Below are 26341 nucleotides of genomic sequence, written 5' to 3' on the forward strand. Positions count from 1 at the left end.
TGAACGAGACAGCGTGAAAATGAAGCGAGTGGTCGCCCACTGGGCATTCCGGCGGCCAGCGAGCGAGCCTGCGTGCGGTGGCGCAGCAATACTCACCCGCCGGAACTGCGCCAGGCAGTCGGCCACATCCCGCAAATCTACCTTCCTACGAGGGGCGCAGCGCAGGTCATGCTGCCGCGCCCCGACCATCCAGGATCAGGGGGATGACTAATCCTGGGGGGTGAACACAAATGTCAGGTTGCGCTGGAACACCGACTCGAACCCACGGTACGGCAATGGCTGCGCGCTCAGCACCGCGGCCTCGATCGAGCGCTGGCCGGCCTCGTCGTAAGGGCAACCCGGCGCCACCTTGGCCTCCATCACGGTGCCACCCGGCAACTGGCGGATGTTGATGCTGCATTTCTGGCCCGGCGGCACCGACGGCGGGCGCACCCACTGCGCCAGCACCTTCTGCTGGATCGCCGCGGCGTACTTGGCCGACAGATCGGTGTTGGTACCGCCCTGCCCTGCGGCCGGCTGCGCGGTGGCGGCGGCAGCCGACGAGGCCTGCTGCGCACGCGCGGCGGCGACCTGGCGCAGTTTCTGCTCGGCCAGCGCGGCTTCCTTGGTGGCCTGTTCGCGCTGGCGGCGGATGTCTGCGATCTTCTTTTCGCGTTCGGCATCGGCGGCAGCCTGCTGCGCGGCGGCCTGCTTCTTCTTGGCGTCGGCCTCTTCCTGCTGCTTGGCCAGGCGCAGTTTCTGCTCGGCCTCTTCCTGGCGTTTACGCTCGGTCAGGTCGATCTGCTCCTGACGGCGCTTGGCCTCTTGTTCCTGCTTGGCCTTTTCCGCCGACAGCGCCAGCGCGTCGACGCGGTCCTGGTCGACCTTGTCCGGCTGCGCGACACGTTCCTGCGCCTGCGCCTGTTGCGGCGTGGGCGCATCCTGCGGACGCGGTTCGGGAATCGGCTGCGGCGGCGGCACGGTGTCTTCCGGCGCCGGTTCGGGCAGCGGTGCCGGCGGTGGCGGTGCCTCTACCGGCGTGGCCTTCAGCGCCTGGCGCGCAACGCGCGCTTCGGCGGCGGACACGTCCAGCGAGGCTTCCATGCTGGGGTCGCCCGCGGCCGGCTCGACCGAGCGTTCGGGCGACCACAGCCAGCCCGCGATGAACACCAGCGCGACCAGCACGTGCACGACCAGGGCCAGCACGACCGGCCGCAGCCAGCCATCCTCGCGGGCCGTCTGAGTGGGGAGTGCGTCAGCGTGCATCGCTGCCTGCAGTGCCGCCGGAGTCGGAGATCAGGCCGACCTTCTCGACCTTGGCCTGCTTGAGCACGTCGATGGCGTCCATGATCTTTTGATACGGCGCGGCACGATCGCCGGCCACGACCACGCGTGCGTCCTTGTCCTGCGCCACGATGGCGGCCAGTTGCGCCTGCAGCGCCGCCACGTCCATCGCCTGCGGCTTGCCCTTGGGCAGCTGCAATGCGAGCTGGCCGTCGGCGGCCACCACCACCACGACCGGATCCTGCTTGCTCTCCAGCGCCTTGGCGCGCGAGCTGGGCAGGTTGACGTCGGTGCTCAGGGTCAGCAGCGGCGCGGTCACCATGAAGATGATCAGCAGCACCAGCATCACGTCGATATACGGCACGACGTTGATGTCGGATTTGAGCTTGCGCTTCTTACGGCGGGAAATACCGGAAATCATCGCGGAACGTTCCTATTGATCCCCCGCACATGGATGTGCGGGCTCTTGCGAGGGACTCGCCCATCCAATCCATCGCACATGCGTGTGCGCGCTGTCGCGAGGGGCTTGCCTGTCCAATCCCTGCGCCACGCCAGACGCGCATGTGCGAACGCCGCACCTGCCACGTCCACGCACCGGGATGTGCGTGCCGTGACGGGGCATTCGCCTGGCTGCCGGCTGTCGCAGGGCACGCGCATTACTCGTCCGCGCCGGCCTGGCGCTGCAGGATCGAGCTGAACTCGTCGGCGAAGGTCTCGTAGCGCACCGACAGCCGTTCCACACGGGTGGTGAAGCGGTTGTAGGCCCACACCGCGGGAATCGCCACGAACAGGCCGATGGCGGTGGCGAACAGTGCTTCGGAAATACCCGGTGCGACCGCAGCGATACCGGCCTGCTCGCCGCTGCTGACCATGTCGTGCATGGTCACCATGATGCCGAACACGGTGCCGACCAGGCCGACGTACGGCGCGGTGGAACCGATGTTGGCCAGCAATTCGAGATTGCGCTCGAGCTGGTCGACTTCACGGGTGAAGGCGGTGCGCATGGCGCGCTGTGCGCCTTCCAGTTGCACCCGCCCGTCCAGCCGGCGGCGGTCGCGCAGCCGCGAGAACTCGCGGAAGCCGCTCTCGAACATCGACTCCAGACCGCCGACGGTGCGGTTACGGTCGGTGGCCGACGCGTAGAGCTTGGCCAGATCGGCGCCGGACCAGAAGCGGTTTTCGAACTCGTCCGCCTCGCGGTTGGCCTGCTTGAAGGCGCGCGCCTTGCGGAAAATGATCACCCAGCTGATAAACGAGCCGATCAGCAGCAGCAGCACGATGATCTTGACCGGGATACTCGCCCGCAGGATCAGATCGACATAGTTGATGCTGCTGTTGTGCGCCACGCTGGCGGTCTGTGCCGCAGCGGCGGCAACGTCCTGCGGTAGTGCTTCCACTACCGTGTCCTGCAGGGCCAGGAGCAATGCAATCGACATCCGTTTGTTCCTCAGTAATCGGATTCTGGGGTTTCTAGAGCTTTCAACACGTCATACAGCGCATCGTCCATCCCGCGCGGGCGGAAGTCGCTGGTGCCGAGTGCGGCAATGCGCACCTCGGCGGTCAGCAGCACTTCGCCCTCGCGACGTACCGACTGCGCAAACAGCAGGCTGGCCCGTTTGCATCGCAGCAGTACCGCCGACACTGACAGCGCGTCGTCGAGCCGGGCCGGCTTGAGGAAATCCAGTTGCATCGAGCGGACCGCGAACACCAGATCGTGCTGCTGGCGCATGCGCTCCTGCCCGTAGCCGAGTGCGCGCATCCACTCCGTGCGCGCCCGTTCCATGAAAGCGACGTAGCGCGCATGGTAGACCACGCCCCCGGCGTCGGTATCTTCCCAGTACACGCGTGTCGGCCAACTGAATACAGGCGGGGATTGGGGAATCGGGAGTCGGGAATCGGCGGTCATGGGCACGGAGTGTTGGTCGAGACGGCCTGGGCGCGCGATGAACGGAGCATCATCAGAACAGCTCTCCCGGCTCGCCGAATCCTGGCGCGCGGTCCCGTGGCGGTTTCAGGCCCAGGTGCATGTAGGCCTTGTGGGTGGCCATGCGGCCGCGCGCGGTGCGGATCAAAAAGCCCTGCTGGATCAGGTAGGGCTCGATCACGTCTTCCAGCGTGCCGCGCTCTTCCGACAGCGAGGCGGCCAGCGACTCCACCCCAACCGGGCCGCCGTCGAAATGATCGACGATGGTGCGCAACATGCGGCGGTCGAGCTCGTCGAAGCCTTCCGGGTCGACCTTGAGCATCTGCATCGCCGCCTGCGCCACCGGCAGGTCGATATGCCCCGCCGCCTTGACCTGGGCAAAGTCGCGCACCCGCCGCAGCAGCCGGTTGGCGATACGCGGGGTGCCGCGCGCACGGCGGGCGATCTCGGCCGCACCCTCGGGCGTGCAGTCGATGCCCAGGATCGCCGCGGAGCGGATCACGATGCGGGTCAGTTCCTGCGGCGAATAGAACTCCAGCCGCTGCACGATGCCGAAGCGGTCGCGCAGCGGCGCGGTCAGCAGGCCGGCACGGGTGGTGGCACCGATCAGGGTGAACGGCGGCAGATCGATCTTGATCGAGCGCGCGGCCGGGCCGTCGCCGATCATGATGTCGATCTGGAAATCTTCCATCGCCGGATACAGCACTTCCTCCACCACCGGCGAGAGGCGATGGATCTCGTCGATGAACAGCACATCGTGCGGCTGCAGGTTGGTCAGCAGCGCGGCCAGATCGCCGGCCTTCTCGATCACCGGGCCGGAGGTCGAGCGCAGGTTCACGCCCAGCTCGTTGGCGATGACATGACTGAGCGTGGTCTTGCCCAGACCGGGCGGCCCGAAGATCAGCACATGGTCCATCGCCTCGCCGCGCGCCTTGGCCGCTTCGATGTAGATCTCCATCTGCTCGCGTACCGGCTGCTGGCCCAGATAATCGGCCAGGCGCTTGGGGCGGATGCTCGCATCGGCGGCATCGTCTTCGCGGGTGGCACTGCTGGCGATGATGCGCTGTTCGGTCATCCCGCCATCTTCGCATGCCGCGTGCGGGCGGCGCAGCATCTAGCAATCAAGATCGGCCTGCCGCAGCACACTGAAGAACGCGTCGAAGCTGGGCGCGCGCCAGGTGGGGACCAGCCCCTCCCAGCGATCGAAATACACCACGTCCGGCTCGCACTGCGGCCCGCGCGCGCGATAGTCCAGGCACAACAGACAGTCGATGTTATGGCTTGACAGCACCAGCACCCGATCCAGGCCGGCGTGCAGGCAGGCCGCCGCGCTGAAGTCGTCGGGGTCTTCGAAGGCAGCGGCCAGATCCAGCAGGCTGCCGATCTTCGCCAGCGGCGACAGATACCGATCCACCAGCACGCATTCCCAATCCACGTAAAGATCGGAGGGAAAGCGGGTCCGCGGCACCCAGCACCAGCCGGTGTCGCCGCCGTCCTGGACACTGTAGAGCTGCTTGAACAACGCCGGCAGGCGCACGCCCAGGCGCGCTTCGGTGGCAGCCAACACAGAGGCGTCCGCAGCGGCCCCGCCTTCGTTCCAGTACCCGACGCCGCTCCAGAACGTGGTCAACGCGGGCGGCTGCGGCTGCCAACGCACCACATCCCCATCGTGCTTGGCCTGCAAGGCGGGCGACCAGTAGTGGACATCGACCAACTGCGACAGCAGAGCGTCCACGTTGGCGAACTCCGCCAGCCTGCGATTATTGCCTGCGTCGACATAGACCACGGTGGGCTCAACATCGGATGCGGAGTAGTCCAGGCACAGCGCGCGGCTGGGCGTGCGGTCATCGGCGGCAATGACGATCAGGCGGCCGTCATCGCTACCGGCAGCCAGACCGGCAAATGCGTCATCGCGGTAGTCCTCGCGAGCGCGCACCTGTGCGAAGGAAAACAATTCCGCACTGCCAAGCAGGCGTGCACGCGGGATCAGCCATTCGGCCTTGAGCCAGTTGTCCGGTTCCTCAAGCGACTGGCCACGCGCCATCTGCACAGCGCCGCCGTCATAGCGTGCATACAGGCTGCGCAGCCACGCCGGCAGACGTACACCGAGCCGCGCTTGCGCCGCTGCGATGGCGGCCTCGCTCGCCGGCACGCGCCCGAGGTTGAGCGCTTCGTCCCAGAAGGTGGCCAGGCTCGGCGAACGACCGTAGATCATCCACTTGAGCGCTGCCATGCTCAGATCTCCACTTGCGCGCCCAGCTCGACCAGGCGATTGCCGGGGATGCGGAAGAAGCCGGTGGCCGGGGCGGCGTTGCGATGCATCAGCGCGAACAGCTTGTCGCGCCAGATCGGCATGCCGCGGTTGGCGCTGGCCACGATGGTCTCGCGGCTGGCGAAGAAGGTGGTGTCCATCGGGTCGAAATGGATGCCGCCCTGGTCGCAGGAACGCATCAGTGCCAGCGGCACGTCCGGCGTTTCCATGAAGCCGAAGCGCACATAGACGCGGTAGAACTCGTCGCCGATCGACTCGATCTGCAGGCGCTTGTCCGCCGGCGCGTACGGGATCGGCAAGGTGTCGACGTTGAGGAAGATGTTGCGCTCGTGCAGCACCTTGTTGTGCTTGAGGTTGTGCATCAGCGCATGCGGCACCACCATCGGGTCGGCGGTGAGGAACACCGCCATGCCCGGCACGCGCGCCGGCGGGGCCAGCATCAGGCCCGGCAGGAAGCTGTCGATGCGGATGCCGTCCTTGCGGATTTCCTCGCGCAGCAGCGCGCGGCCGCGGCGCCAGGTGCGCATCAGGGTGAACACCACGATGCCCAGCGCCAGCGGGAACCAGGCACCCTGCAACAGCTTGGCGCCGTTGGCGATGACGAAGGCCAGCTCGATGAAGAAGAACACCACGCACAGCGGCAGCACCCAGTTGCGCCAGCGCGGCCACAACGAGCGCGCCACCAGCGCCAGCAGCAGGGTATCGATCAGCATGGTCATCGACACCGAGATGCCGTAGGCCACCGCCAGATTGGTGGAACTGCGGAAGATCAGCACCAGCGCGATCACCATCACCATCAGCAGCCAGTTGATGCCGGGCACGTAGATCTGGCCGATGGTGGTGCGCGAGGTGTGCTTGATCAGCATGCGCGGGATGTAGCCCAGCTGCATCGCCTGGCGGGCCACCGAATAGGCGCCGGTGATGACCGCCTGCGACGCGATCACGGCCGCCAGCGTGGCCAGGATGATCATCGGATACAGCGCCCAGCCCGGCACCGCTTCGAAGAACGGGTTCTTCAGTGCGGAGGGGTGATTGAGCACCAGCGCGCCCTGCCCCAGGTAGTTGAGCAGCAGCATCGGCAACACGAAGAAATACCAGCCATGGCGGATCGGCTTGGCGCCGAAGTGGCCCATGTCCGCATACAGCGCTTCACCGCCGGTCACCGCCAGCACCACTGCGCCCAGGATGAACACCCCGTGCCAGCCGTGCTCCATGAAGAAGCGGATCGCCCACCAGGGGTTGAAGGCCTTCATCACTTCCGGCGCGTCGACGATGTTCCAGGCGCCGATTGCCCCCAGCGACAGGAACCACAGGCAGGTGATCGGGCCGAACACCTTGCCGACCTTTTCGGTGCCGAAGCGCTGCACCATGAACACCACCAGCAGCACGATCACGGTGATCGGCACGATGAAGGGATGCAGGCTGGGCGCGGCGATTTCCAGGCCTTCGACCGCGCCCATCACCGAGATGGCCGGGGTGATCACGCCATCGCCGAAGAACAGCGAGGCGCCGAAGATGCCGAGGATGCCGACCACGTACGCCGAGCGCGACCCGCTGCGCAGGGTGCGCTGGGTCAGCGCCATCAAGGCCATGATGCCGCCCTCGCCCTCGTTGTCGGCACGCATGATGATGGTGACGTACTTGAGCGTCACCGTGACCATCAGCGCCCAGAACGCCAGCGACAGCACGCCCAGCACGGTGTCGTGGTCGCTGGTCAGCCCGTAGTGCGGCGAGAACGCCTCCTTGAGGGTGTACAGCGGACTGGTACCGATATCGCCGAAGACGACGCCAATGGCGCCGATGACCAAGGCCATATGGCTATTGGCAGGCGCATGGCCGTGGCCAGCTGCGGAAGTGGGGGTCTGGGACATGAAGTGGGCAGGGTATCGCCAAGTGGCGTGAAGGAGAGGAGGACGGCGCGGCCTAACGCAGCGCGGCCTGGAGGGCCTTGCGAATGACCGTGGCGACTTCGTCGCCTTCTGCCCCGGCCTCGCGTGCCATGCGTGCGGCCTCGGCCGGCTTGTAACCCAGTTGCTGCAAGGCCACCGTGGCCTCGGACACCGCATCCGGGCCGAGCTGGCCGGTGATCGGCGCGCCACTGCTGAAGTCGGCGGCGCGGTCGCGCAGCTCCACCACCATACGCTCGGCGGTCTTCTTGCCGATGCCGGGGATGCGGGTCAGCGCGGTGATGTCGCCGCTGGTGATCAGGCGGGCGAACTCGTCCACGCTGACCCCGGACAGCACCGCCAGCGCGATCTTGGCGCCGATGCCGGTGACCTTCTGCACGTCGCGGAACAGCCGGCGCTCGCCTTCGCGCAGGAATCCGTACAGCGACACGCTGTCTTCCTTCTGCGCGTAGTGGGTGAACAGGATCACGTCGCGGCCGACATCGGGCAGGTCGTAGAAGGTGCTCATCGGCGCCTCCAGCTCATACCCCACCCCACCGACATCGATCACCAGCCACGGCGGCTGCTTGTAGGCCAGCAGCCCGCGCAGGCGGCCGATCATTGGGCACCTCCAAGGAGGTGCCGGGATTGGGCATTGGGGATTGGGGATTGGTTAGTTCCCTCGCGGCCGTTGACGACGGCCGCGTACAGCCCGATCAGCTCAGCGCGGACGGACCTGCCGTTGCCAATCCCCAATCCCGATTCCCGAATCCCGATTCTCATTTCTTGCGGCTCCAGGCCTGTTGGGTATTGACGCCCAGGCGCTGCGCGGTGGCGCGCACGTGGGCGTGAGTGATGGCGACCGCCAGTGCGTCGGCGGCGTCGGCCTGCAGCTTGCCTTTCAGGTTGAGCATGATGCCGACCATGTGCTGCACCTGCACCTTGTCCGCCCCGCCCTTGCCGACCAGCGCCAGCTTGATCTCGGTGGCAGCGTACTCGTGCACCGGCAGATCGCGCAGCACCACTGCGCAGATCGCCGCGCCGCGCGCGTGGCCCAGCTTGAGCGCGGAATCGGCGCTCTTGCCCATGAACACCTTCTCGATCGCCACTTCCTGTGGCCGGTAGGTCTCGATCACCTCGCCCAGCCCGTGCAGCAGGCGCTTGAGCCGCTGCGCGAAGTCGCCCTCGCCCAGCAGCACCAGCGGCGCATGATAGACATGCCGGCTGCGACCGCTCTCGTCGACGTCGATGATGCCGAGCCCGGTGCGCTGGGAGCCGGGATCGATGCCGAGGATGCGGGTCATCGAAACGCCGGGATTGGGGATTCGGGATTCGAGATTAGTGACGCACCTGCAGTGCGGCGATCGCATTGCTGTTGCGAATCCCGAATAACGAATCCCGCCATCCCGGCCATCATCAGGCGCCAAGCGCCGCTTGATCGACGTTCGAATAGACGTCCTGGACATCGTCCAGGTCTTCGAGCATGTCGAGCAGCTTGCGGACCTGCACGGCGGTGTCGCCGTCGACGGCGATGTCGTTTTCGGCGCGGAAGGTGATTTCGGCGTGCGCCGGCTCCAGGCCGGCGGCGGTCAGCGCCTGCTTGACCTGGGCAAAGGCGTCCGGGGCGGTCAGCACGTCGATGGCGCCGTCTTCCGGGTAGACCACCACATCGTCGGCGCCGGCCTCGATCGCCGCGTCGGTGAGGGTGTCTTCGTCGGTGCCGGCGGCAAAGCTCAGCACGCCCAGGCGCTTGAACATGAAGGCCACCGAGCCGTCGGTGCCCATGTTGCCGCCGCACTTGCTGAAGGCATGGCGCACATCGGCCACCGCGCGCACGCGGTTGTCGGTCAGGCAGTCCACGATCACCGCCACGCCGCCGGGGGCGTAGCCCTCGTAGCGCACTTCCTCGTATTCCACGCCTTCCAGCTCGCCGGTGGCTTTCTTGATGGCGCGCTCGATGACGTCCTTGGACATGTTCGCCGATAGACCCTTATCCACCGCCACGCGCAGGCGCGGGTTGTTGGACGGATCGCCACCGCCGCCGCGCGCGGCGACGCTGATCTCGCGAATGATCTTGGTGAACATCTTGCCGCGCTTGGCGTCGGAGGCGTTCTTGCGGCCTTCGATGGAGGGGCCTCTACCCATGGGTGGTTCCAGACTGGCTTGGATGACAGGGCGCGGATTTTACCTGATTGCTCGCCCGCACCGGGGCGGCGGCGTTCAGTGGCGGAACCGGCCCTGGCGCAGGAAGCGCAGCACCTGCTGCGCCGCCTCGGGCGAGCGCAACAGGCCGCTGTGGCTGGCCTGCACCACGCAATGGTCGCGCAGCCCGGGCAGGCGGGTTTCGGCCAGCGCCACGGTGCCGTCCGAGCCGCCGTCCAGCGGCGCCAGCCATCGCCCCACCCCGCGCGCGACGGTGCCGGCGATCTGGCCGATCTCCGCCTCGCCCTCCCATCGCACGACACCGTGCTGCAGCAAGGCCGCGCTACGCCCCAGCGCCCAGCGCCCGCCGCGGCGGGCCAGGCCGCGCGCGGCGGCGCTGCCGCACAACGGCGAGCCCAGACAGACCACGCGGCGCACCGGCAATTCGGGCGCAGCGCGCAGGGCCTGCAGCGCGACCAGCCCGCCCAGGCTGTGGCAGACCAGCAATTGCGCGCCGGTCGCCTGCAGGCGTTCGATCAGCCGTGGCACGGCCCGTTCGGGTCCGCCGAGCACGCTGGCGTAGCCGAACAGCGCCGGCGCCAGGCCCTCGGCACGCAGCCGGCGCGCGAGCGGCAACAGCCAGTGCGCGGTGTTCCAGATGCCGTGCACCAGCAGCACGTCGGCGGTCGCGGCGCTCGCCCGCTCACGCAGGATGCGTTGGGAGTGACCCGGGATGAACGAGGATGCGCCGGACACGGAGGTCATGACCGCGACTTGGCGCCGGCTTCAGGTGAGCGCGGATGTGCGGCGGATCTGCCGCAGGTCGCTTGCGCGCGAATCAACGCCACCCGCGCCGGGCCGGCAGACCGACAACCGATGCGCGTGCCGGCCTGCAGGCGACCGAGTTGGGGATGGTGCCGGTGGCACTCAGCGTGGCCCGGCGCCGGCAATCGTAGTCGCACGCCGCGCCAGCCGGGCATCGGCGCGCCGTTCAATCGGCCGCAACGCGCGGGGTGCGGCGCAGGATGAATTCGCGGTCGAGGATCTTGCCGACCGGGAAATCGTATTCGCCGACCTTTTCGAACCCGTAGCGGGCGTAGAAACGCTGCGCGCCGAAATTCTCCGACCACACGCCGATCCACAGCGTGCGCGGGCCGTCGCGCTCCAGCCAGTCCAGCGTGGTCTCGAACAGGCGGCTGCCCCAACCGCTGTTCTGGTAGTCCTTCAACAGATACAGCCGCTTGAGCTCACCGTCGCCGGGACGCACGTCCTGGTGCGGCAGCCCGCAGGGGCCGGCGGCAGCGTGGCCGACCAGCAGGTTGTCCATCTCCAGCAGCCAGATCGCATAGTCCGGATGCGCCAGCACGATGCGCGCGCGCTCGACCGCATAGGTCTCCTGCAGGAAGCCGTGCAGATCCTCCTGCGGGTAGAGATGCCCGAAGGTTTCGGTAAAGGTCTGCGCAGCCAGCAGCGACAAGGCTTCGGCATCGTCCGGTGTGGCGCGGCGGATGCGGGTCATGCGGGCTTCTCTTGCCGGGTGGACGTGGCAGCTTCGCGCATGCGGTGGTGGGGTCGCAAGCGGGGATTCGGGATTCGGGATTCGGGATTCGGGATTCGGGATTCGGGATTCGGGATTCGGGATTCGGGATTCGGGATTCGGGATTCGGGAATCGGGAATCGGGAATCGGGAATCGGAAGAGCATCCGCGATCCGATCCGCGTTTGCGGGCCGGCGCGGGTGTGGACTGCGCGCAGTGCGTTGTTGAGGGCGAGCGCGGAGCAAGGCCCTGCGTCGCGGCTGCGGCAGGCGCCGCCGGTGTGGGTATCGATCGTTGAGCGGGGGCGCGATGCGCCCGCGGCATCTCTGCACGCGACACGCTGCACGGCGCAGCGTGTCGGCTGCACGGCCACGCTGGGGTGGCCGTGTGGGCGGCAGGTCAGACCTGCTTGGGGCGTACCTGCACGTGCACTTCGGCCAGCTGATCGGCGGCGATCGGCGACGGGGCGTCGGTCATCAGGTCCTGTGCGCCGGTGGTCTTGGGGAACGGGATGACGTCGCGGATGGAGTCGGTGCCTGCCATCAGCGCCGCGATGCGGTCGATGCCGAAGGCGATGCCGCCGTGCGGCGGTGCGCCGTAGTTGAGCGCATCCAGCAGGAAGCCGAACTTGGCGCGCGCTTCCTCGGCGCCGATGCCGAGCAGCTCGAACACCGCGCTCTGCATGTCCGGGCGGTGGATACGGATCGAGCCGCCGCCGATTTCGTTGCCGTTGAGCACCATGTCGTAACCGCGCGACACCGCCGTGCGGGCATTGGCGCGCAGGTCGGCGATGTCGTCCACCGCCGGCGCGGTGAAGGGGTGATGCAGGGCCACGTAGCGCTGCGCCTCCTCGTCCCACTCGAACATCGGGAAATCGGTGACCCACAGCGGCGCCCAGCCATCGGCGATCAGGTTGAAATCCTTGCCGGCCTTCAAACGCAGCGCGCCCATGAAGTCGGACACCTTGTTGTAGCCGCCGGCACCGAAGAACACGATGTCGCCGTTGCCGGCCCCGACGTGCTTGAGCAGCGCAGCGAAGGCGTCTTCGCTAAAGAACTTGGCGATCGGCGAGCTGACTTCGCCACTCTCCGACAGTTTGACGTAGGCCAGGCCCTTGGCGCCGTACTTGGCAGCGTGGGCGGCGTATTCGTCGATCTGTTTGCGCGACAGCGTGGCGCCACCAGGGATGCGCAGCGCGGCCACGCGGCCGTCGGCATCGTTGGCGGCGGCGGTGAACACCGGGAACTCGCTGCTCTTGACCAGTTCGGCCACGTCGACCAGTTCCAGCGCGATGCGCAGGTCCGGCTTGTCCGAGCCATAGCGACGCATCGCCTCGGCCCAGGTCATGCGCGGGAACTGCGCGGCCAGTTCGACGTCCACCACTTCGGCGAAGATGGCGCGGATCATGTCTTCGACGAAATCCTGCACGTCGCGCTCGCGCACGAAGGCGAATTCCATGTCGAGCTGGGTGAATTCCAGCTGGCGGTCGGCGCGCAGCGCTTCGTCGCGGAAGCAACGCGCGATCTGGTAATAGCGGTCGAAGCCGGCCACCATCAGGATCTGCTTGAACAGCTGCGGGCTCTGCGGCAAGGCGTAGAACTCGCCCGGATGCATCCGCGCCGGCACCAGGAAGTCGCGCGCGCCTTCCGGGGTGGCCTTGGTCAGGATCGGGGTTTCGATGTCCTGGAAATCGCGTGCGTCCAGGTGCCGGCGCAGCGCCTGCACCAGCTTGATGCGGGTGCGCTGCATGCGCTGCATTTCCGGACGGCGCAGGTCCAGATAGCGGTACTTCAGGCGCGTCTCCTCGCCCGGGTTCTCGTGCGCGTGGAACGGCAGCGGCGCGGCCTTGTTGAGGATGCTGATGCGGGTGGCGATCACTTCCACCTTGCCGGTGCGCAGCTTGTCGTTGACCGCGTGCCGCGCACGCACCACACCTTCGACCTGCAGCACGTCCTCGTAGCCAAGGCTGGCGGCCACCTTGAACAGCTCGGCACTGGCGTCGTCGCCGGCCACCGGTTCGACCGTCACCTGCACGATGCCTTCGTGGTCGCGCAGGTCGATGAAGCACACCCCGCCCAGGTTGCGGGCCACGTCGGTCCAGCCGGCGAGAGTGACGGTTTGGCCGATCAAGGTCTCGTCGACCAGGCCGCAGAAGTGGGTACGCATCGAAAGCTCCGCTGAAAAACCCGACACAGGACAGCGCCGGAGAGCCGGATATTCTGGGGCCGGCGGGCGGCAGGAGCAAATCGGCGGGCGCTCATGGCCGCTTAAGTCAGGGCCCGGCTGAATAGGCGCCAGACCCTTCCGCACCAAGGACGCCACGATGCTGCGCACCGCCCTGCTGCTCTCCGGCTTCGGCCTGATCACCCTGACCGGCCTGCTGACCAGCGCGCCTGCCGCCGCGCAGGACCGCGGCTGGAACGGCCCCAGCATCACCTGCTCCAGCAACGACAACCGTCGCCGCGAGTGCGATACGCCGTTCCGCGGCCGCGCGGTGCTGGTCGAGAACATCTCCGGCACGCGCTGCATCGAAGGCCGCAATTGGGGCAGCGAGCGCGGCCGCGTCTGGGTCGACAACGGCTGCCGCGCGCGCTTTGTCGATGGCCGCAACGGCGGCGGCTGGGGCGGCACCGGTGGCCCCGGCGGCGGCGGGGTGGCCGGCACGGTGCGCTGCGAGAGCAACGACCAGCGCCAGAAGATCTGCGACACCGGCTGGCGCCGCGCCATGCTGGTGCGCCAGCTGTCCAACACGCCCTGCGTGGAAGGCCGCAACTGGCGCCAGGACGGGGGCCGGATCTGGGTGGACGACGGCTGCCGGGGCGAGTTTGCGCAGGCACGCGGCGGCGGCTGGGACCGGGGTGACGGCGGCTACGGTGGCCGCGACGACCGCCCGCGCAACGATTACGCCATCACCTGCGCCAGCGACGACCGCCGCCTGCGTACCTGCGGCTGGGATGGCCGCTATGGCCGCCCGGTGCTGACCCGCCAGCTGTCCGACACCCGTTGCGAAGAAGGCCGCAGCTGGGGGTACGACGAGCGCCGCGCGACGGTGTGGGTCAACGATGGTTGCCGGGCACGCTTCGAGGCGCGTTGAGGCCGCGGATGGGCGCGCCGCGCGCGGCTGGGCCCAGGGGTTGGAACGTCCGCCCTGCCAGTGGCTGCGGCGCGCTGGTCCGGCTCAGGCGGGGTCGGCCGCGGGCTTGGCAGCGGGCTTGCTCTCGGCGGCGGTTGCCGGCTTGGCATCGCCACCGGCGCTGCTGGTTTCGGTGAGGTTTTTCTTCTTCTCGCCCGCCGACTTGAAGTCGGTCTCGTACCAGCCGCTGCCGGACAGACGGAACGAGGGCGCGGTGATCTGGCGCTTGATCGTGGCCGCCGCGCAGGCCGGACAGGTCTGCGGATCGGGGTCGGCCATCTTCTGCAAGCGGTCGAAGGCGTGACCGCAGGTGGTGCACTGGAAACCGTAGATGGGCATGGCAGGATCAGCTGAAGACGATGCGGGGCGCAGATTCTAGACGGATGCGGGCGGGCAGGTGCAGTGGGCCGTCTGCGACCTTGCACGCGCGCGAACATCTTGCGGGTGAGAGACATCGATTGGTGGTGGTTGCGTCGCACTTGCGCGCCAGGTGCGCTCGCTCGACATCGCCGTTCCAATCGGCAGAAGCACGAGGTCGGAGTGTCGCGCGCGTATCGAAGATCGCAGCCTACGCATCGAGCAGTCATCAAATCGGCGTGACCTCGCGAACCGCGCAGAGAGATGAGGCGACCATCCCGCACGCCACAAACTCGCGCTTTGCATCGGCCTGACCTCACACCTGCCGCTATCGAGAGCTACAGAGCCAGGTCGTTTCGATCAAGCCGCACAACCCGGGCTGCTACACTCGAACACGTGATCGACGCGCCTCTCCCCCCACGAGGACCGCATCCATGTTGCGGCTGACTGCCTTATTGCTGGGCGTTGCCCTGTTGCTAACCGGCAGCGGGCTGCTCGGCACCTTGCTTGCCGTGCGCGGTGGCCAGGCCGGTTTCGATGCGCGTGCGCTGGGCCTGATCATGTCCGGGTATTTCGCCGGCTTCTTTCTCGGCACCTTTTTCGCACCGCCGCTGATTCGGCGCATCGGGCATATCCGCGCGTTCGCCTTTTACGCGGCGCTGGCGGCGATTGCCGTGTTGCTGCATCCGATCTGGTTGAACGCCTGGGGCTGGGGCCTGCTGCGCCTGGTCACCGGCGCGGCACTGGTCGGCCTGTACACGGTGATCGAAAGCTGGCTCAACGCCGAGCCGGACGCGCGTCGGCGCAGTCGGGTGTTCTCGGTGTACATGGCGATCAACCTGTCGGCGTTGGCGCTGGGCCAGATCCTGCTCACTGCAGGCGATGCGGGCGCACCGGCGATGTTCACGCTGACGGCAATCCTGATCTGTGCGGCAGTGATGCCGGTGATGACCACGCGCCTGATTCCGCCCGAAGTGCCGCACGTCTCGCGGCTGCGACTGAAAACGCTGTATGCGTTGGCGCCGGTGGCGACCATCGGCGCGGGACTGTCGGGCCTGGCGATGGGGGCGTTCTGGGGCTTGTTGCCGGTGTACGCCAACCGCATCGGGCTGGATGCCGATGGCGTGGCGATGTTCATGCTCACCGCCATCATCGGCGGCGCGGTGTTGCAGTGGCCGATCGGGCGCATCAGCGATGGCCATGACCGGCGCATCGGCCTGGTCACGATCAGCGTGCTGGCGGCCGGCATTGCGATCGCTGCCGCGGTGCCGATGGTGCAGGCACAGACCCAACTGTTGTTCGTGCTGTTCTTCGTCTACGGCGGGCTGGCGTTCTCGCTGTATCCGTTTGCGGTGGCGCACATGCTCGATTACCTGCCGCGCGAAGATCTGCTCTCCGGCTGCAGCAGCCTGCTGCTGGTGCATGGCGTGGGCGCGGCGATCGGTCCGGCCCTGGCCGGTGGCGCAATGCAGAAATTCGGACCAGCGGCACTGCCGGTGTATTTCGCGGTGATGCTGTTGGCGCTGTCCGGATTTACCCTGACCCGCTTGCTGCGCTTCACGCGCCGCCGCACCCATCCGATCTCCTTCCGCCCGATGCTGCGCACCACGCCATCGGCGCTGGAGTTGATGCCGGAAACACAACAGACCGAAGCACCGCCGCACGCCAAGGGCGGCTGACACCCCTATCTCGCTGTCGTCAGTCGCTGCGCTGCTGATCAGGCGATCTGCGGCGTTGCTGCAGAGGCCCCTTTGCCCGCCCACCATTGCGAGGGGCGCCGCAAGGCGAAGCAGCTGGTGGACGACTTTTTGAATGGATCAGTTGTCAAGCGGTTGATCTGCGGCCTGGCTGCAAGGCCCTTGCCCGCCCACCATCGCAGGACACGCCGCAAGTACGTCCTTGTAGGCTCTTACGCGGCATCCATGCCGCGTAAGGTCCCGCGACGGTGAGCGGACAAGGACCAGTCAAGGTGGTCGGCGTGCATGGTTAAGAGCAGTGCGTGATGCGCGTTGCTCGATAGTGGTGTGCCGCTCGAAACCCGACACACGTTTCGACAAGCGGCTTTTCACGCGGCCACCGACCAAATGTCTGGTGCGGTGTCCTTACCGGTTGCGGGACCCTTGGCGGCATGGATGCCGCCAAGGAGCCTCCATGGACGGATTCACGGCGTGTCCCGCAAGTGGTGAGGGCACCGCGCACTCGACTCACCAGGCTTTTGACCTGAGCACTTGAGTGCATCTACAACAACGCGACGACTCGAAACCGCTTGTCTTGGAGTGAAGACAACGCTGCGGCGCGAAACTCCAGGTGTCTTGCAACCAGCGCGGCCCGGAAACATCCAGACAGCGCTGGATCGCCATCGTCCCGACGTTAGGACTTCCCAAGTCCATCTGGTGATCCCGGCCACACCTTTAGCGCGGTCATCATCACGCAATGCAAGCGCGGCAGTCTTTGCGGACCCTCCCCGCTTGTTGGATTGCAATGGATTCGACGTCCTCCTCGCGCGTGCGCCGTCCGGCCACGCTCGCCTTGTTGCTGGTTCCGCTCACCCTGCCCGCTTATGCGCAACAAGTCCCCGATGGCGCAGCGTCTGGCCCGGCTGCGGCCGAACCGGGCAGCGCTGGCGAACAGGTGTCCACGCTGGATCAGGTTCAGGTGGTCGGCCAGGCGATGACGTATTCCAAGACCAACGTCAGCAAGGAAATGCTGGACCGCCAGTTCGTGCTCGGCAGCGTCAACGATGCGCTCAACGAACTGCCCGGCGTGGTGGTCACCGAGGCCGATGCCTTCGGCTCGTCGGATTGGGGCACCCAGATCAGCATGCGCGGCTTTGTCAGCAACCGCGATACCCAGCAGATCGGCACCACCATCGATGGCGTGCCCAATGGCGGTTCGGCGTATGGCGGCGGCTCCAAGGCCAACCGTTTCATCGACATGCCGGATCTGGAAACGGTGGAAGTCAGCCAGGGCACCGCCGATATCGCCTCGCGCTCCAACGAAGCGCTGGGCGGCACCTTGAACTATCTCACCGGCGAGCCGCTGGAAGAGCAGCGCGTGCGCGTGATCGGCGGCATCGGCGACAACCAGGCACGCAAGTATTACGCGCGCTACGACACCGGCCTGCTCGGCGGCAACACACGCGCCTGGGTCAGCGGCTCGTCCGCACGCAACGACGACTGGATCGACGGCAGCGGCCACACCAGCCGCGATCACCTGGCCGGCAAGTTCGTCAGCGTGTTGGACAAGTGGACGCTCAGCGGCTACGCGTCCTACGACGATGCCGACGAATCCGAATACACCAGCGTGACGCCCGAGCAGTTCGCGCGCGACCCCGAGCACGATCTGTTGACCGGCACGCTCACCGGCATTCCGTACCTGGACCAGAACTACCGCTCCGGCTCGCGTGCGCTGCGCAAGAACACCTTTGGCTACCTGCGTGGCGCCTTCGATGGCGGCAACGGCTTCAAGACCACGCTGACCGGCTATGCGCATCGCATGCAGGGCCGCGGCGACTGGATTCCGCCGTATCTGGTGGATGTCACCAACGATGGCGCCGGCGCGCCGGAATCCGAAGCGCGCGGCGGCAACACCGTGTACGCCGGCAGCGACCTGGGCAAGCTGTATTACCTCACGCCCGGCGGCGCGGCCGCGACCATGCTGGCCGGCTGCGCCGGCAGCGATGCGGTGCCGGCCGAATCCAACCCGGCCTGCTATCCGGCCGGCTCGGTGCCGGTGCAGTCGTATCGGCACAGCCACTACGACAACCACCGCGCCGGCGCGATGGCCGATGTGGAATGGCGCGCCGATCTTGGCGCCATCGACAACACCGTGCGCGCCGGCGCCTGGCTGGAGCGCTACGACCGCAGTGTCACCCGCGACTGGCATCGCCTGCTCAACGTCGGCACCAACATCAGCTTCGATCATCAGCCGTACTGGGTGCAGTTCAAGGACAACTACCAGACCGACGAGCAGATGTATTACGTCGAGGACGTGATGCGCTACGGCGCCTTCGCCTGGCGCGTGGGCGTCAAGCAGTTCTTCGTCGACCAGACCCGCGACCGCCGCATCGGCGATGCGCAGCATGTGGAATCGGATTCGCATTCGGACCCGCTGCTGTCGGCCGGCCTGACCTGGACCACCCCGGTGCAGGGCCTGGAAGCCTTTGCCGGTTACTCGCAGAACTTCGCTGCGATTCCCTCCGGCGTGCTCGGCGAAACCGACCCGGTCGCACTGAGCCGCGTGCAACCGGAAACCGCCGACAACGTCGAACTCGGCCTGCGCCTCAGCCGCTGGCCGTTGACCGGCAGCGTGACCCTGTACGACATCCGCTTCGACAACCGCATCGTCTATGTGCCGGCCAACTTCGTCACCGGCATCGATTACCTGGGCGAAACCGACGGCGTGTACGAGAACTTCGGCGGCGTGCATGCGCGCGGCGTGGAAGCGGCACTGGGCTATGGCTGGGACAACGGATGGCGCATCAACGGTGCCTACACCTACAACAAGGCCGATTACCTGGGCAGCGGCGACGCCGCACGCGATACCGCGCTGGAGATCACCCCGGGCGCGCAGGTGATCGGCCAACCGCGCAACACCCTGGTGATGTCGGCGGACTGGCGCGGCCAGGCGTGGCGCTTCGGTGTGTCCGGGCGCTATCTGGGCAAGCGCTACCTGGATGCCTCCAACCGCGCCGCACTCGATGGCGTGACCACCTTCGATGCCAACCTCGGGGTGGAGCTGTCGCAGCTGTCGTCGCAGCTCAAGGGCCTGCAGCTGGCGCTCAACGTCAGCAACCTCACCGACAAACGCTACCTGGAAGGCGTGGACGGCAGCGACAGTGCCTTTATCGCCGCGCCACGCACGGTCGGGCTGACGTTGACGCTGGATCTCTAGCGTCGGCGGCGTAGGGCCGAGCTGCGCGGGATAGGCTTTGCGATGTACTGGAGCGGATCGGGCTGAAGACACGCCACCCGATCCGCCCCCTGCATCGCCTGCCACGCAGGTGCAAACGGAGAGGATCGGCGGTGTTGCAAGCACGCAAGAGAACACACGCGCTGACGCGTCGGGTACGCTCGACCCGCTCCAGCGCTGACCGGATGGGAGCGCCAACCAGGTGACACGATGATCGACCTTCCCCGCCGCCGCGTTCTGCAGACCGGGCTTGCCAGTGCCGCCGCCGCGCTGCTGCCGCCCAGCATCGCGCGGGCCGCCGCCATCGCGCCGGACCGCCGCACCGGCACACTGGAGGATCTGCAGCATGTGGTGATCCTGATGCAGGAAAACCGCGCCTTCGATCATTACTTCGGCAGCCTGCCCGGCGTGCGCGGGTTCGGCGATCGTTTTCCGATTCCCGCACCGCCGCTACCGGGCGCGCCCGCGCGCACGGTGTGGCTGCAGCCCAGCGAGGACGGCCGCCAATGGCTGACGCCGTTTGCGCTGGATACGGCAGCGCAATTCGGCTTCATGCGCGTGCAAGGCACGCCGCATAGTTGGGTGGATGCGCAACACGCCTGGGATCACGGCCGGCTCGGCCACTGGGCCGCCGCCAAGCACAACCATGCGCTGGGCTATTACCGGCGCGCGGATATTCCGTTCCAGTACGCGCTCGCCGACGCCTTCACCATCTGCGATGCGTACCATGCCTCAATCCAGACCGGCACCAATTCCAATCGCGTGTTCCTGTGGAGCGGCGGCAACGATCCGCAGGCGCGTGCCGGTGGCCCGGTGATCGGCAACTCGCACGACAACTTTGCGGAGCTGGGCGGTTTCGCCGACCCCTACCACTGGACGACCTACGTCGAGCAGCTACAGAACGCCGGCGTGTCCTGGCAGATCTATCAGGACATGCGCGACAACTTCACCGACAACCCGCTGGCGGGCTTTGCGCCGTTCCGGCAGGCCTTCACTGCTGCGCCCGGGCACGATGCGCAACTGCGTGCGCGTGGCGTGAGCACGCGCGGTGTCGAGCAGCTGCGCGCCGATGTGCTGGGCGGGCAACTGCCATCGGTGAGTTTCATCATTGCCGATGCGGCCGGCAGCGAACATCCGGATCCGTCCAGTCCAGCGCAAGGCGCGGCCTACACCGCACGCGTGCTGGATGCGCTCACCGCCGACCCGCAGGTGTGGAGCCGCACCGCATTGCTGTTGATGTTCGACGAGAACGACGGCTTTTTCGATCACATGCCGCCGCCGGCGCCGCCGTCGCCGGACCCACGCGAGGCCGGCGGCTTTGCGGGCGCATCCAGCATTGCCACCGACGACGATTACCACCGCCACCCGGCACCGGGCGAACAGAAGGTGGATCTGCCCGAGCTGCGCGGCCGCCCCTATGGCCTGGGTCCGCGCGTGCCGCTGTACGTGATCTCGCCGTGGAGCCGCGGCGGCTGGGTGGATTCGCAGGTGTACGACCACACGTCGGTATTGCGGCTGCTGGAACGCCGCTTCGGCGTGCCCGCACCGGAGATCACACCGTGGCGGCGCGCAGTCTGTGGCGACCTGGTCAATGCGTTCGATTTCCGCACGGCCGATGCGCGCCCGTTCGCCGCGGCGCTGCCCGATGTCAGCGCGACCGCAGCGCGCGCGGCAGCCCTGCGCGAACACGCACTGCCGCCCTTGCCTGCCGCGTTGCAACCGCCGCAGCAGCCCTTCGGTACACGCCGTTCGCGGGCGCTGCCGTATCGCCAAAGCGTGGAACTGGCCGCGTTGCCCGAGCGTGGCCAGGTGAGGCTGCGCATGTCCAACGCGGGTGCTGCGGTGGTCCTGCATGTCTACGACCGCTTCGATCTTGCGGCGATTCCGCGCCGTTACACCGTAGGGAGCGGCGCAGCAGTGGATGCCACGTGGACCACCGACGACGGCCGCTACGATCTGTGGTTGCTCGGCCCCAACGGATTCCATCGCCACTATCGTGGCGACCTGAGTGCACCGTTGCTGATGACCGAGATCACCCAGGACGCGAACGATCCCGCAGCCGTGTTGTTATCGCTGCGCAATGCCGGCAGCACTCTCGCGCAGGTGGAGCTGCAACCGGCCGCATATTCAGCCGCGCAGCCGCGTGAACGCCTGAGCGTTGCACCCGGCACCACCGAGCAGCGCCGTTGGAAGGCGGCGGCGACTGGCGGCTGGTACGACCTGTGGGTACACCACGACGGCGCAGCCCAGCGTCTGGCCGGACGTATCGAAACCGGCACCGACAGCGTCAGCGATCCAGCCATGGGCGGGCCGGCACGGCTGCAGCAAGACCTGCCTTTGCCGTTCGGCGCACCCGGCTGAGCCTTGCAGCCGGGCCTGCGGTGAGAACGCAGGCTGCTGCGTGCTCAGCATGCTTGCGCACGGTGCCGCTCAGTGCGCGTCGGCCGCATCCAGCATGCCAATCGTTCCCACTCACACGCGACATAACGCGGGAGGCAGCGGGTCGTTGCGCTCACCCCACTATGCTGTCGCGCACCGCGGCCGCCACTGCCTTCAACGCCGCGTCGCGCGCATCGCTGTCGACGCTGGCGCCATTCAAGTACGCGGTGAGCAGCAATGGCGCCTTGCCTGCCGGTGGCCAGATGATGGCGATGTCGTTGCGGGTGTCGGTGCCGTTGCTGCCGGTCTTGTCGCCGATCTTCCAGCCGCGCGGCAGGCCGGCGCGCAGGCAGGTATCGCCGGTGCGGTTGTCGATCATCCAGTCGGTCAGCTGCTTGCGCGAGGCCGGTTGCAGCGCGTTGCCGAGCAGCAGGGTGCGCAAGGTGGCGGCCATTGCCGCCGGCGTGGTGGTGTCGCGCGGGTCGCCAGGGGCAAACCGGTTCATCTCCGGCTCGCGGCGGTCGCTGCGGGTGTGCGCATCGCCGATGCCGCGCAGGAAGGCGGTCAGGCCGGCCGTGTTGCCGACCAGCGGAAACAGCACGTTGGCGGCCGGATTGTCGCTGTAGATCATCGTGGCCCGGCAGAGCTCGGCCACGCTCAGCGACCCGCCGACGTGGCGCTCGGTGACCGGGGCATGCTCGAGCATGTCGGAGGCATGGATCTTGACCCGTTGCGCCAATGTCAGCTCGCCCATGTCCACCCGCTGCAGCACCGCCGCAGCCAATACAAATTTGAAGGTGCTGCACATCGGAAAGCGCTCGTCCTCGCGCTGGCCGAGGCGCCTGCCGGTGGCGCTGTCGAGCAGGCTGATGCCCAGGCGGCCGCCAGTGCGGCGTTCGATCTCCGCCCACTGTGCCCGCAGCACATCGTCCACCTTCATCGCCGGGGTGAGTGCCCCTGCAGGTCTGGAGGCCGCAAGCAGAACGCCCGCGCCGGTTGCGTACAAGAATTGTCGACGGTTCAACATGCAGCAGCCTCCCGGTGAGAGCCCGCAGTATCGGCGCATGCCGGCCACCGGACTATTGCGATGTTTCGATCACTGGCATGAATTGAACTAATCTCTGTGCATGCCCCGGCCCCGTCTTCCGCTCAATGCCCTGCGCGCCTTCGAGGCCGCCGCGCGCCACCAGAACCTGACCCGCGCCGCGAGCGAGCTGTGCGTCAGCCAGGCCGCGCTCAGCCACCAGATCAAGGCGCTGGAACAGCAACTGGGCAGCAGCCTGTTCCACCGCCTGCCGCGCGGCGTGGCGCTCACCGACGAGGGCGCGGCACTGGCGCCGGTGCTCGGCGAGGCCTTCGACCGCATCGCGGCCACCCTGGAGCGCTTTGCCGATGGGCGTTATCGCGAGGTGCTCAGCGTCGGCGTGGTCGGCACCTTCGCCACCGGCTGGCTGCTGCCGCGCGTGGACGCCTTTCATGCGGCGCATCCGGAGATCGAATTGCGCCTTTCCACCCACAACAACCGGGTCGATCTGGCTGGCGAAGGGCTGGATCTGGCGATCCGTTTCGGCGACGGCGACTGGCAGGGCCAGATCGCCCATGCGCTGATGGAGGCGCCGTTTGCGCCGGTGTGCGCGCCCAGCATGGCGCGGGGCCTGCGCACACCGGCCGATCTGGCCCAGCTGCCGTTATTGCGCTCGTACCGTCTGGACGAATGGCCGCAGTGGTTTCGCGCGGCGGGCGTGGCCGAAGTCGCCGCACGCGGGGCGATGTTCGATTCGTCGTTGACGCTGGCCAGCGCGGCGGCCGCCGGTGCCGGCGTGGCGTTGTTGCCGTTGCCGATGTTTCGCCAGGATCTGGATGCCGGGCGCCTGGTCTGCCCGTTCCCGATCCAGATCGACGCCGGACGCTATTGGCTCACCCGGCTGCGCTCGCGCCCGGAAGGCGATGCCGATGCGCGATTGCGCGACTGGCTGACAACGGAGCAACAGCGCTCCGGTTGAGCGAGCCCGACGCTGCGCTCAGCGGCGCGCGGATGCTGCGATCCCCTGCACCGCCACGCGGCGAAACGCCTCGTAGTGCGCCCTGTCGGCGAACCAGTGCGGGGCGAACAGCTCGAACAAGCGGTCGTTGTGATACAGCAGCAGCACCCGCTCGTTCTCGCGGTAGCGGATGTAATCGGACCAGGGCCGGCGCAGTCGCCCGTCTGCCCAGGTGATCTCCAGCCCGGTCTCGTCCCACGCAAAGGTGTAGGTATGCCGCAGCGCGGCCTGCTGCGCGTGCAGGCGTTTGATCTTCCGCGGCAAGCCCCAGACGTGCAACACCACCAGGCCGATCAAGCCGCCGCCTCCGGCACCGATCAGCATCGGGCCGATGATTTCGCCGGCCCCGATCAGTTGCAGCAACCCCGCCCCGATCAACAGCAGGACCACCAGGATCACGATCAACAGCTTGGCCGTCTGTCGCGCATGCAGGCGCTGCGCGGCTAGATGGTCTTCCAGACTGATGGTGGCGCTGATCATGTTGCCTACCTCCCTGTGCTTGGCCCCACGCGCATCGTAACGCCTGCGCGTTACGCGCCTTCGATCAACTCCATCCACGCCGCCTCGGCGGCGGCCAGCTGCTGCGCCGTCGCCTCGCGGTCGCGGCCCAGGACCGCCATCTTGTCGGTGTCGGCATAGTTCGCCGGGTTGGCCAGCTGGCGGTCGAGCTCTGCCAACGCGGCTTCCAGCTCGCCGACGCGCTTTTCCGCGCTGGCCAGCTTGTGCGGGTTGACGGCTTTCTTCGGCGGCAGTGGCTTGGTCGGCGGCGGCGGGGTCGGCGCCACTTCGGCCATCTTCTGCTTGGTGCCCTGGGCGGCCGGGCGGCTGCGCAGCCAGGCGGCGTATTCGTCCAGATCGCCAGCGAACGGCTCGACCACGCCATCGGCCACGCGCCAGAAACTGTCGCAGACCAGACCGATCAGATGGCGGTCATGCGAGACCATCACGATGGCGCCTTCGAAGTCGCTCAGCGCTTCGGCCAGGGCCTCGCGCATCTCCAGGTCCAGATGGTTGGTCGGTTCGTCCAGCAGCAGTACGTTCGGCTGCTGCCAGGCGATCAGCGCCAGCGCCAGACGCGCGCGCTCGCCGCCGGAAAACCCGTCCACCACTTCGAAGGCGCGGTCGCCAGCGAAATTCCATTTGCCCAGGAAATCACGGAACGCCTGATTGGAGCCATCCGGCGACAGTTCGCGGAAGTGATCCATCGGCGACTGGCCCTCGTGCAGCGATTCCACCGTGTGCTGGGCGAAGTAGCCGATCCGCAGATCCGGATGCGCACTGCGCTCGCCCGACAGCGGCGCCAACTCACCGACCAGGGTTTTGACCAATGTGGACTTACCCGCACCATTCGGCCCCAGCAACCCGATCCGGTCACCCGCCTCCAATCCGAATCCAACATCGTGCAACACGGTAATCGCATCGCTGGACCCACGCTTTTGCGATTCCCCATTCCCGATTCCCGATTCCCGCGGCGCAGCCGCATACCCGCACGCAGCGTGATTCAGCCGGATCAACGAAAACGGCAAGCGATTGGGCTGGGCGAACTGGATACGGAATTCGCGCTCGGCGCGTACCGCTTCGGTGCCGGCCATCTTGGCCAGGCGCTTCATGCGGCTCTGCGCCTGGGTGGCCTTGCTGGCCTGCGCCTTGAAGCGGTCGATGAAGCTCTGCAGATGCGCGCGCTCGGCCTGTTCCTTGTCGTGGGCGATCTGCTGCTGACGCAGGTGCTCGATGCGCTGGCGCTCGAAATCGGTATAGCCGCCGACATACAGCTTGGCGGTGCCGCCGTGCAGATGCAGCGTATGCGTGGCCACGTTGTCGAGGAACTCGCGGTCATGCGAAATCAGCAGCAAGGTGCCCGGGTACTTGAGCAGCCATTGCTCCAGCCACAGCACCGCATCCATGTCCAGGTGGTTGGTCGGTTCGTCCAGCAGCAGCAGGTCGCTGGGCATCATCAGCGCGCGCGCCAGATTCAGGCGCACCCGCCAGCCGCCGGAGAACGAGGACACCGCGCGGTGATGGGTGTCGGCCGGGAAGCCCAGGCCGTGCAGCAACTTGCCGGCACGCGCCTCGGCGTCGTAGGCGCCCAGCTCGGCCATCTTCTGGTGCGCGTTGGCGACCGCTTCCCAGTCCTCGCGCGCGGTGGCTGCGGCCTCTTCCTGCAGGATCGCGGAGACCTCGATGTCGCCGCCGAGCACGAACGACAGCGCCGGATCGGGCAGCGACGGGGTTTCCTGCGAGACGCTGGCGGTGCGCACCTTGCCGGGCAGGTCGACATCGCCCTTGTCCGCTTCCAGTTCGCCCTTGACCGCGGCGAACAGGCTCGACTTGCCGGTGCCATTGCGGCCCACCACACCGACGCGGTAGCCGGCATGCATGGTCAGGTCGACGTTGGACAACAGCAGACGCTCGCCGCGTCGCATGGAGAAGTTGCGCAGGGAAATCATTGATGGACAGTCCGATAGAACGAAAAGGAATGAGCAGATGAGCAGCAC

The 26341-nt window shown here is 67.3% G+C and carries 22 protein-coding genes; 5 read left to right on the top strand and 17 right to left on the bottom strand.

Features of this window, described 5'->3' with window-relative positions:
• Window positions 1–207: 207 nt before the first annotated feature.
• The 13 genes from tolA to aspS all read right to left on the bottom strand — a co-directional run bounded on the left by tolA (window position 208) and on the right by aspS (window position 13190).
• On the bottom strand, window positions 208–1245 hold the full coding sequence (tolA, locus tag ACCQ04_RS15185) for a cell envelope integrity protein TolA (RefSeq protein WP_226427312.1): 1038 nt from the start codon (window positions 1243–1245) through the stop codon (window positions 208–210).
• The gene (gene tolR / locus ACCQ04_RS15190; RefSeq protein ID WP_016904126.1) at window positions 1235–1684 is read right to left on the bottom strand and encodes a protein TolR; all 450 of its coding nucleotides are present in this window, start codon (window positions 1682–1684) and stop codon (window positions 1235–1237) included. The genes tolA and tolR overlap by 11 nt, the downstream gene beginning before the upstream one ends.
• Before the next feature lie 235 nt (window positions 1685–1919).
• On the bottom strand, window positions 1920–2699 hold the full coding sequence (gene tolQ, locus ACCQ04_RS15195; RefSeq protein ID WP_016904125.1) for a protein TolQ: 780 nt from the start codon (window positions 2697–2699) through the stop codon (window positions 1920–1922).
• An 11-nt stretch (window positions 2700–2710) separates the two neighbouring features.
• Window positions 2711–3169, bottom strand: a complete 459-nt coding sequence (gene ybgC / locus ACCQ04_RS15200) for a tol-pal system-associated acyl-CoA thioesterase (RefSeq protein ID WP_024939950.1) — start codon at window positions 3167–3169, stop codon at window positions 2711–2713.
• 52 nt (window positions 3170–3221) lie between these two features.
• On the bottom strand, window positions 3222–4262 hold the full coding sequence (gene ruvB / locus ACCQ04_RS15205) for a Holliday junction branch migration DNA helicase RuvB (protein WP_046346028.1): 1041 nt from the start codon (window positions 4260–4262) through the stop codon (window positions 3222–3224).
• 39 nt (window positions 4263–4301) lie between these two features.
• Window positions 4302–5420 (bottom strand): SMI1/KNR4 family protein, encoded by a 1119-nt coding sequence (locus ACCQ04_RS15210; RefSeq protein WP_226427313.1) that lies wholly within the window; start codon window positions 5418–5420, stop codon window positions 4302–4304.
• A 2-nt stretch (window positions 5421–5422) separates the two neighbouring features.
• Window positions 5423–7330, bottom strand: a complete 1908-nt coding sequence (locus ACCQ04_RS15215; RefSeq protein WP_026064726.1) for a potassium transporter Kup — start codon at window positions 7328–7330, stop codon at window positions 5423–5425.
• Window positions 7331–7382: 52 nt separating this feature from the next.
• Entirely contained in the window at window positions 7383–7967 is a 585-nt protein-coding gene (ruvA, locus tag ACCQ04_RS15220; protein WP_016904121.1) for a Holliday junction branch migration protein RuvA, read from the bottom strand.
• Window positions 7968–8124: 157 nt separating this feature from the next.
• The gene (gene ruvC, locus ACCQ04_RS15225; RefSeq protein ID WP_016904120.1) at window positions 8125–8649 is read right to left on the bottom strand and encodes a crossover junction endodeoxyribonuclease RuvC; all 525 of its coding nucleotides are present in this window, start codon (window positions 8647–8649) and stop codon (window positions 8125–8127) included.
• A gap of 112 nt (window positions 8650–8761) precedes the next feature.
• Window positions 8762–9490: a YebC/PmpR family DNA-binding transcriptional regulator gene (locus tag ACCQ04_RS15230; protein ID WP_024940614.1), complete on the bottom strand. Its 729-nt coding sequence runs from the start codon at window positions 9488–9490 to the stop codon at window positions 8762–8764.
• A 75-nt stretch (window positions 9491–9565) separates the two neighbouring features.
• Window positions 9566–10243, bottom strand: a complete 678-nt coding sequence (locus tag ACCQ04_RS15235) for an alpha/beta fold hydrolase (RefSeq protein WP_372358787.1) — start codon at window positions 10241–10243, stop codon at window positions 9566–9568.
• 235 nt (window positions 10244–10478) lie between these two features.
• Complete coding sequence (locus ACCQ04_RS15240; protein ID WP_054591029.1) at window positions 10479–11006, bottom strand: GNAT family N-acetyltransferase; 528 nt, start codon at window positions 11004–11006, stop codon at window positions 10479–10481.
• 417 nt (window positions 11007–11423) lie between these two features.
• Window positions 11424–13190, bottom strand: a complete 1767-nt coding sequence (gene aspS, locus ACCQ04_RS15245; protein ID WP_039525940.1) for an aspartate--tRNA ligase — start codon at window positions 13188–13190, stop codon at window positions 11424–11426.
• A 157-nt stretch (window positions 13191–13347) separates the two neighbouring features.
• Between aspS and ACCQ04_RS15250 the strand changes: the two genes are divergently transcribed.
• Complete coding sequence (locus tag ACCQ04_RS15250) at window positions 13348–14118, top strand: DUF3011 domain-containing protein (protein ID WP_184456765.1); 771 nt, start codon at window positions 13348–13350, stop codon at window positions 14116–14118.
• Between the two features lie 84 nt (window positions 14119–14202).
• On the opposite strand, the gene ACCQ04_RS15255 is transcribed toward ACCQ04_RS15250, so the two are convergent.
• Window positions 14203–14496, bottom strand: coding sequence for an FmdB family zinc ribbon protein (locus tag ACCQ04_RS15255; RefSeq protein ID WP_104646164.1), 294 nt, complete (start codon window positions 14494–14496; stop codon window positions 14203–14205).
• 452 nt (window positions 14497–14948) lie between these two features.
• Here ACCQ04_RS15255 and ACCQ04_RS15260 point away from each other — a divergent pair, with 452 nt between their 5' ends.
• The 3 genes from ACCQ04_RS15260 (at window position 14949) to ACCQ04_RS15270 (ending at window position 21786) form a co-directional block, all read left to right on the top strand.
• Entirely contained in the window at window positions 14949–16193 is a 1245-nt protein-coding gene (locus ACCQ04_RS15260; protein WP_039525935.1) for an MFS transporter, read from the top strand.
• Window positions 16194–16995: 802 nt separating this feature from the next.
• Window positions 16996–19407 carry a TonB-dependent receptor domain-containing protein gene (locus tag ACCQ04_RS15265; protein ID WP_226427315.1) on the top strand — a complete coding sequence of 804 codons (2412 nt, stop codon included), beginning with the start codon at window positions 16996–16998 and terminating at the stop codon, window positions 19405–19407.
• Window positions 19408–19635: 228 nt separating this feature from the next.
• On the top strand, window positions 19636–21786 hold the full coding sequence (locus ACCQ04_RS15270) for a phosphocholine-specific phospholipase C (protein WP_226427316.1): 2151 nt from the start codon (window positions 19636–19638) through the stop codon (window positions 21784–21786).
• 151 nt (window positions 21787–21937) lie between these two features.
• On the opposite strand, the gene bla is transcribed toward ACCQ04_RS15270, so the two are convergent.
• On the bottom strand, window positions 21938–22831 hold the full coding sequence (bla, locus tag ACCQ04_RS15275) for a class A beta-lactamase (protein ID WP_226427317.1): 894 nt from the start codon (window positions 22829–22831) through the stop codon (window positions 21938–21940).
• A 100-nt stretch (window positions 22832–22931) separates the two neighbouring features.
• Here bla and ampR point away from each other — a divergent pair, with 100 nt between their 5' ends.
• Window positions 22932–23807: a LysR family transcriptional regulator AmpR gene (ampR, locus tag ACCQ04_RS15280; protein ID WP_054591037.1), complete on the top strand. Its 876-nt coding sequence runs from the start codon at window positions 22932–22934 to the stop codon at window positions 23805–23807.
• A gap of 18 nt (window positions 23808–23825) precedes the next feature.
• Here the strand turns inward: ampR and ACCQ04_RS15285 are convergent, their stop codons facing one another.
• Together ACCQ04_RS15285 and ACCQ04_RS15290 are read right to left on the bottom strand one after the other, a co-directional pair.
• Entirely contained in the window at window positions 23826–24326 is a 501-nt protein-coding gene (locus ACCQ04_RS15285) for a YcxB family protein (protein WP_046343867.1), read from the bottom strand.
• 50 nt (window positions 24327–24376) lie between these two features.
• Window positions 24377–26293: an ABC-F family ATP-binding cassette domain-containing protein gene (locus ACCQ04_RS15290; protein ID WP_226427318.1), complete on the bottom strand. Its 1917-nt coding sequence runs from the start codon at window positions 26291–26293 to the stop codon at window positions 24377–24379.
• Window positions 26294–26341: the final 48 nt, after the last annotated feature.

This window comes from Xanthomonas sp. NCPPB 2866 (assembly GCF_041475745.2).
Lineage (GTDB): Bacteria > Pseudomonadota > Gammaproteobacteria > Xanthomonadales > Xanthomonadaceae > Xanthomonas > Xanthomonas arboricola.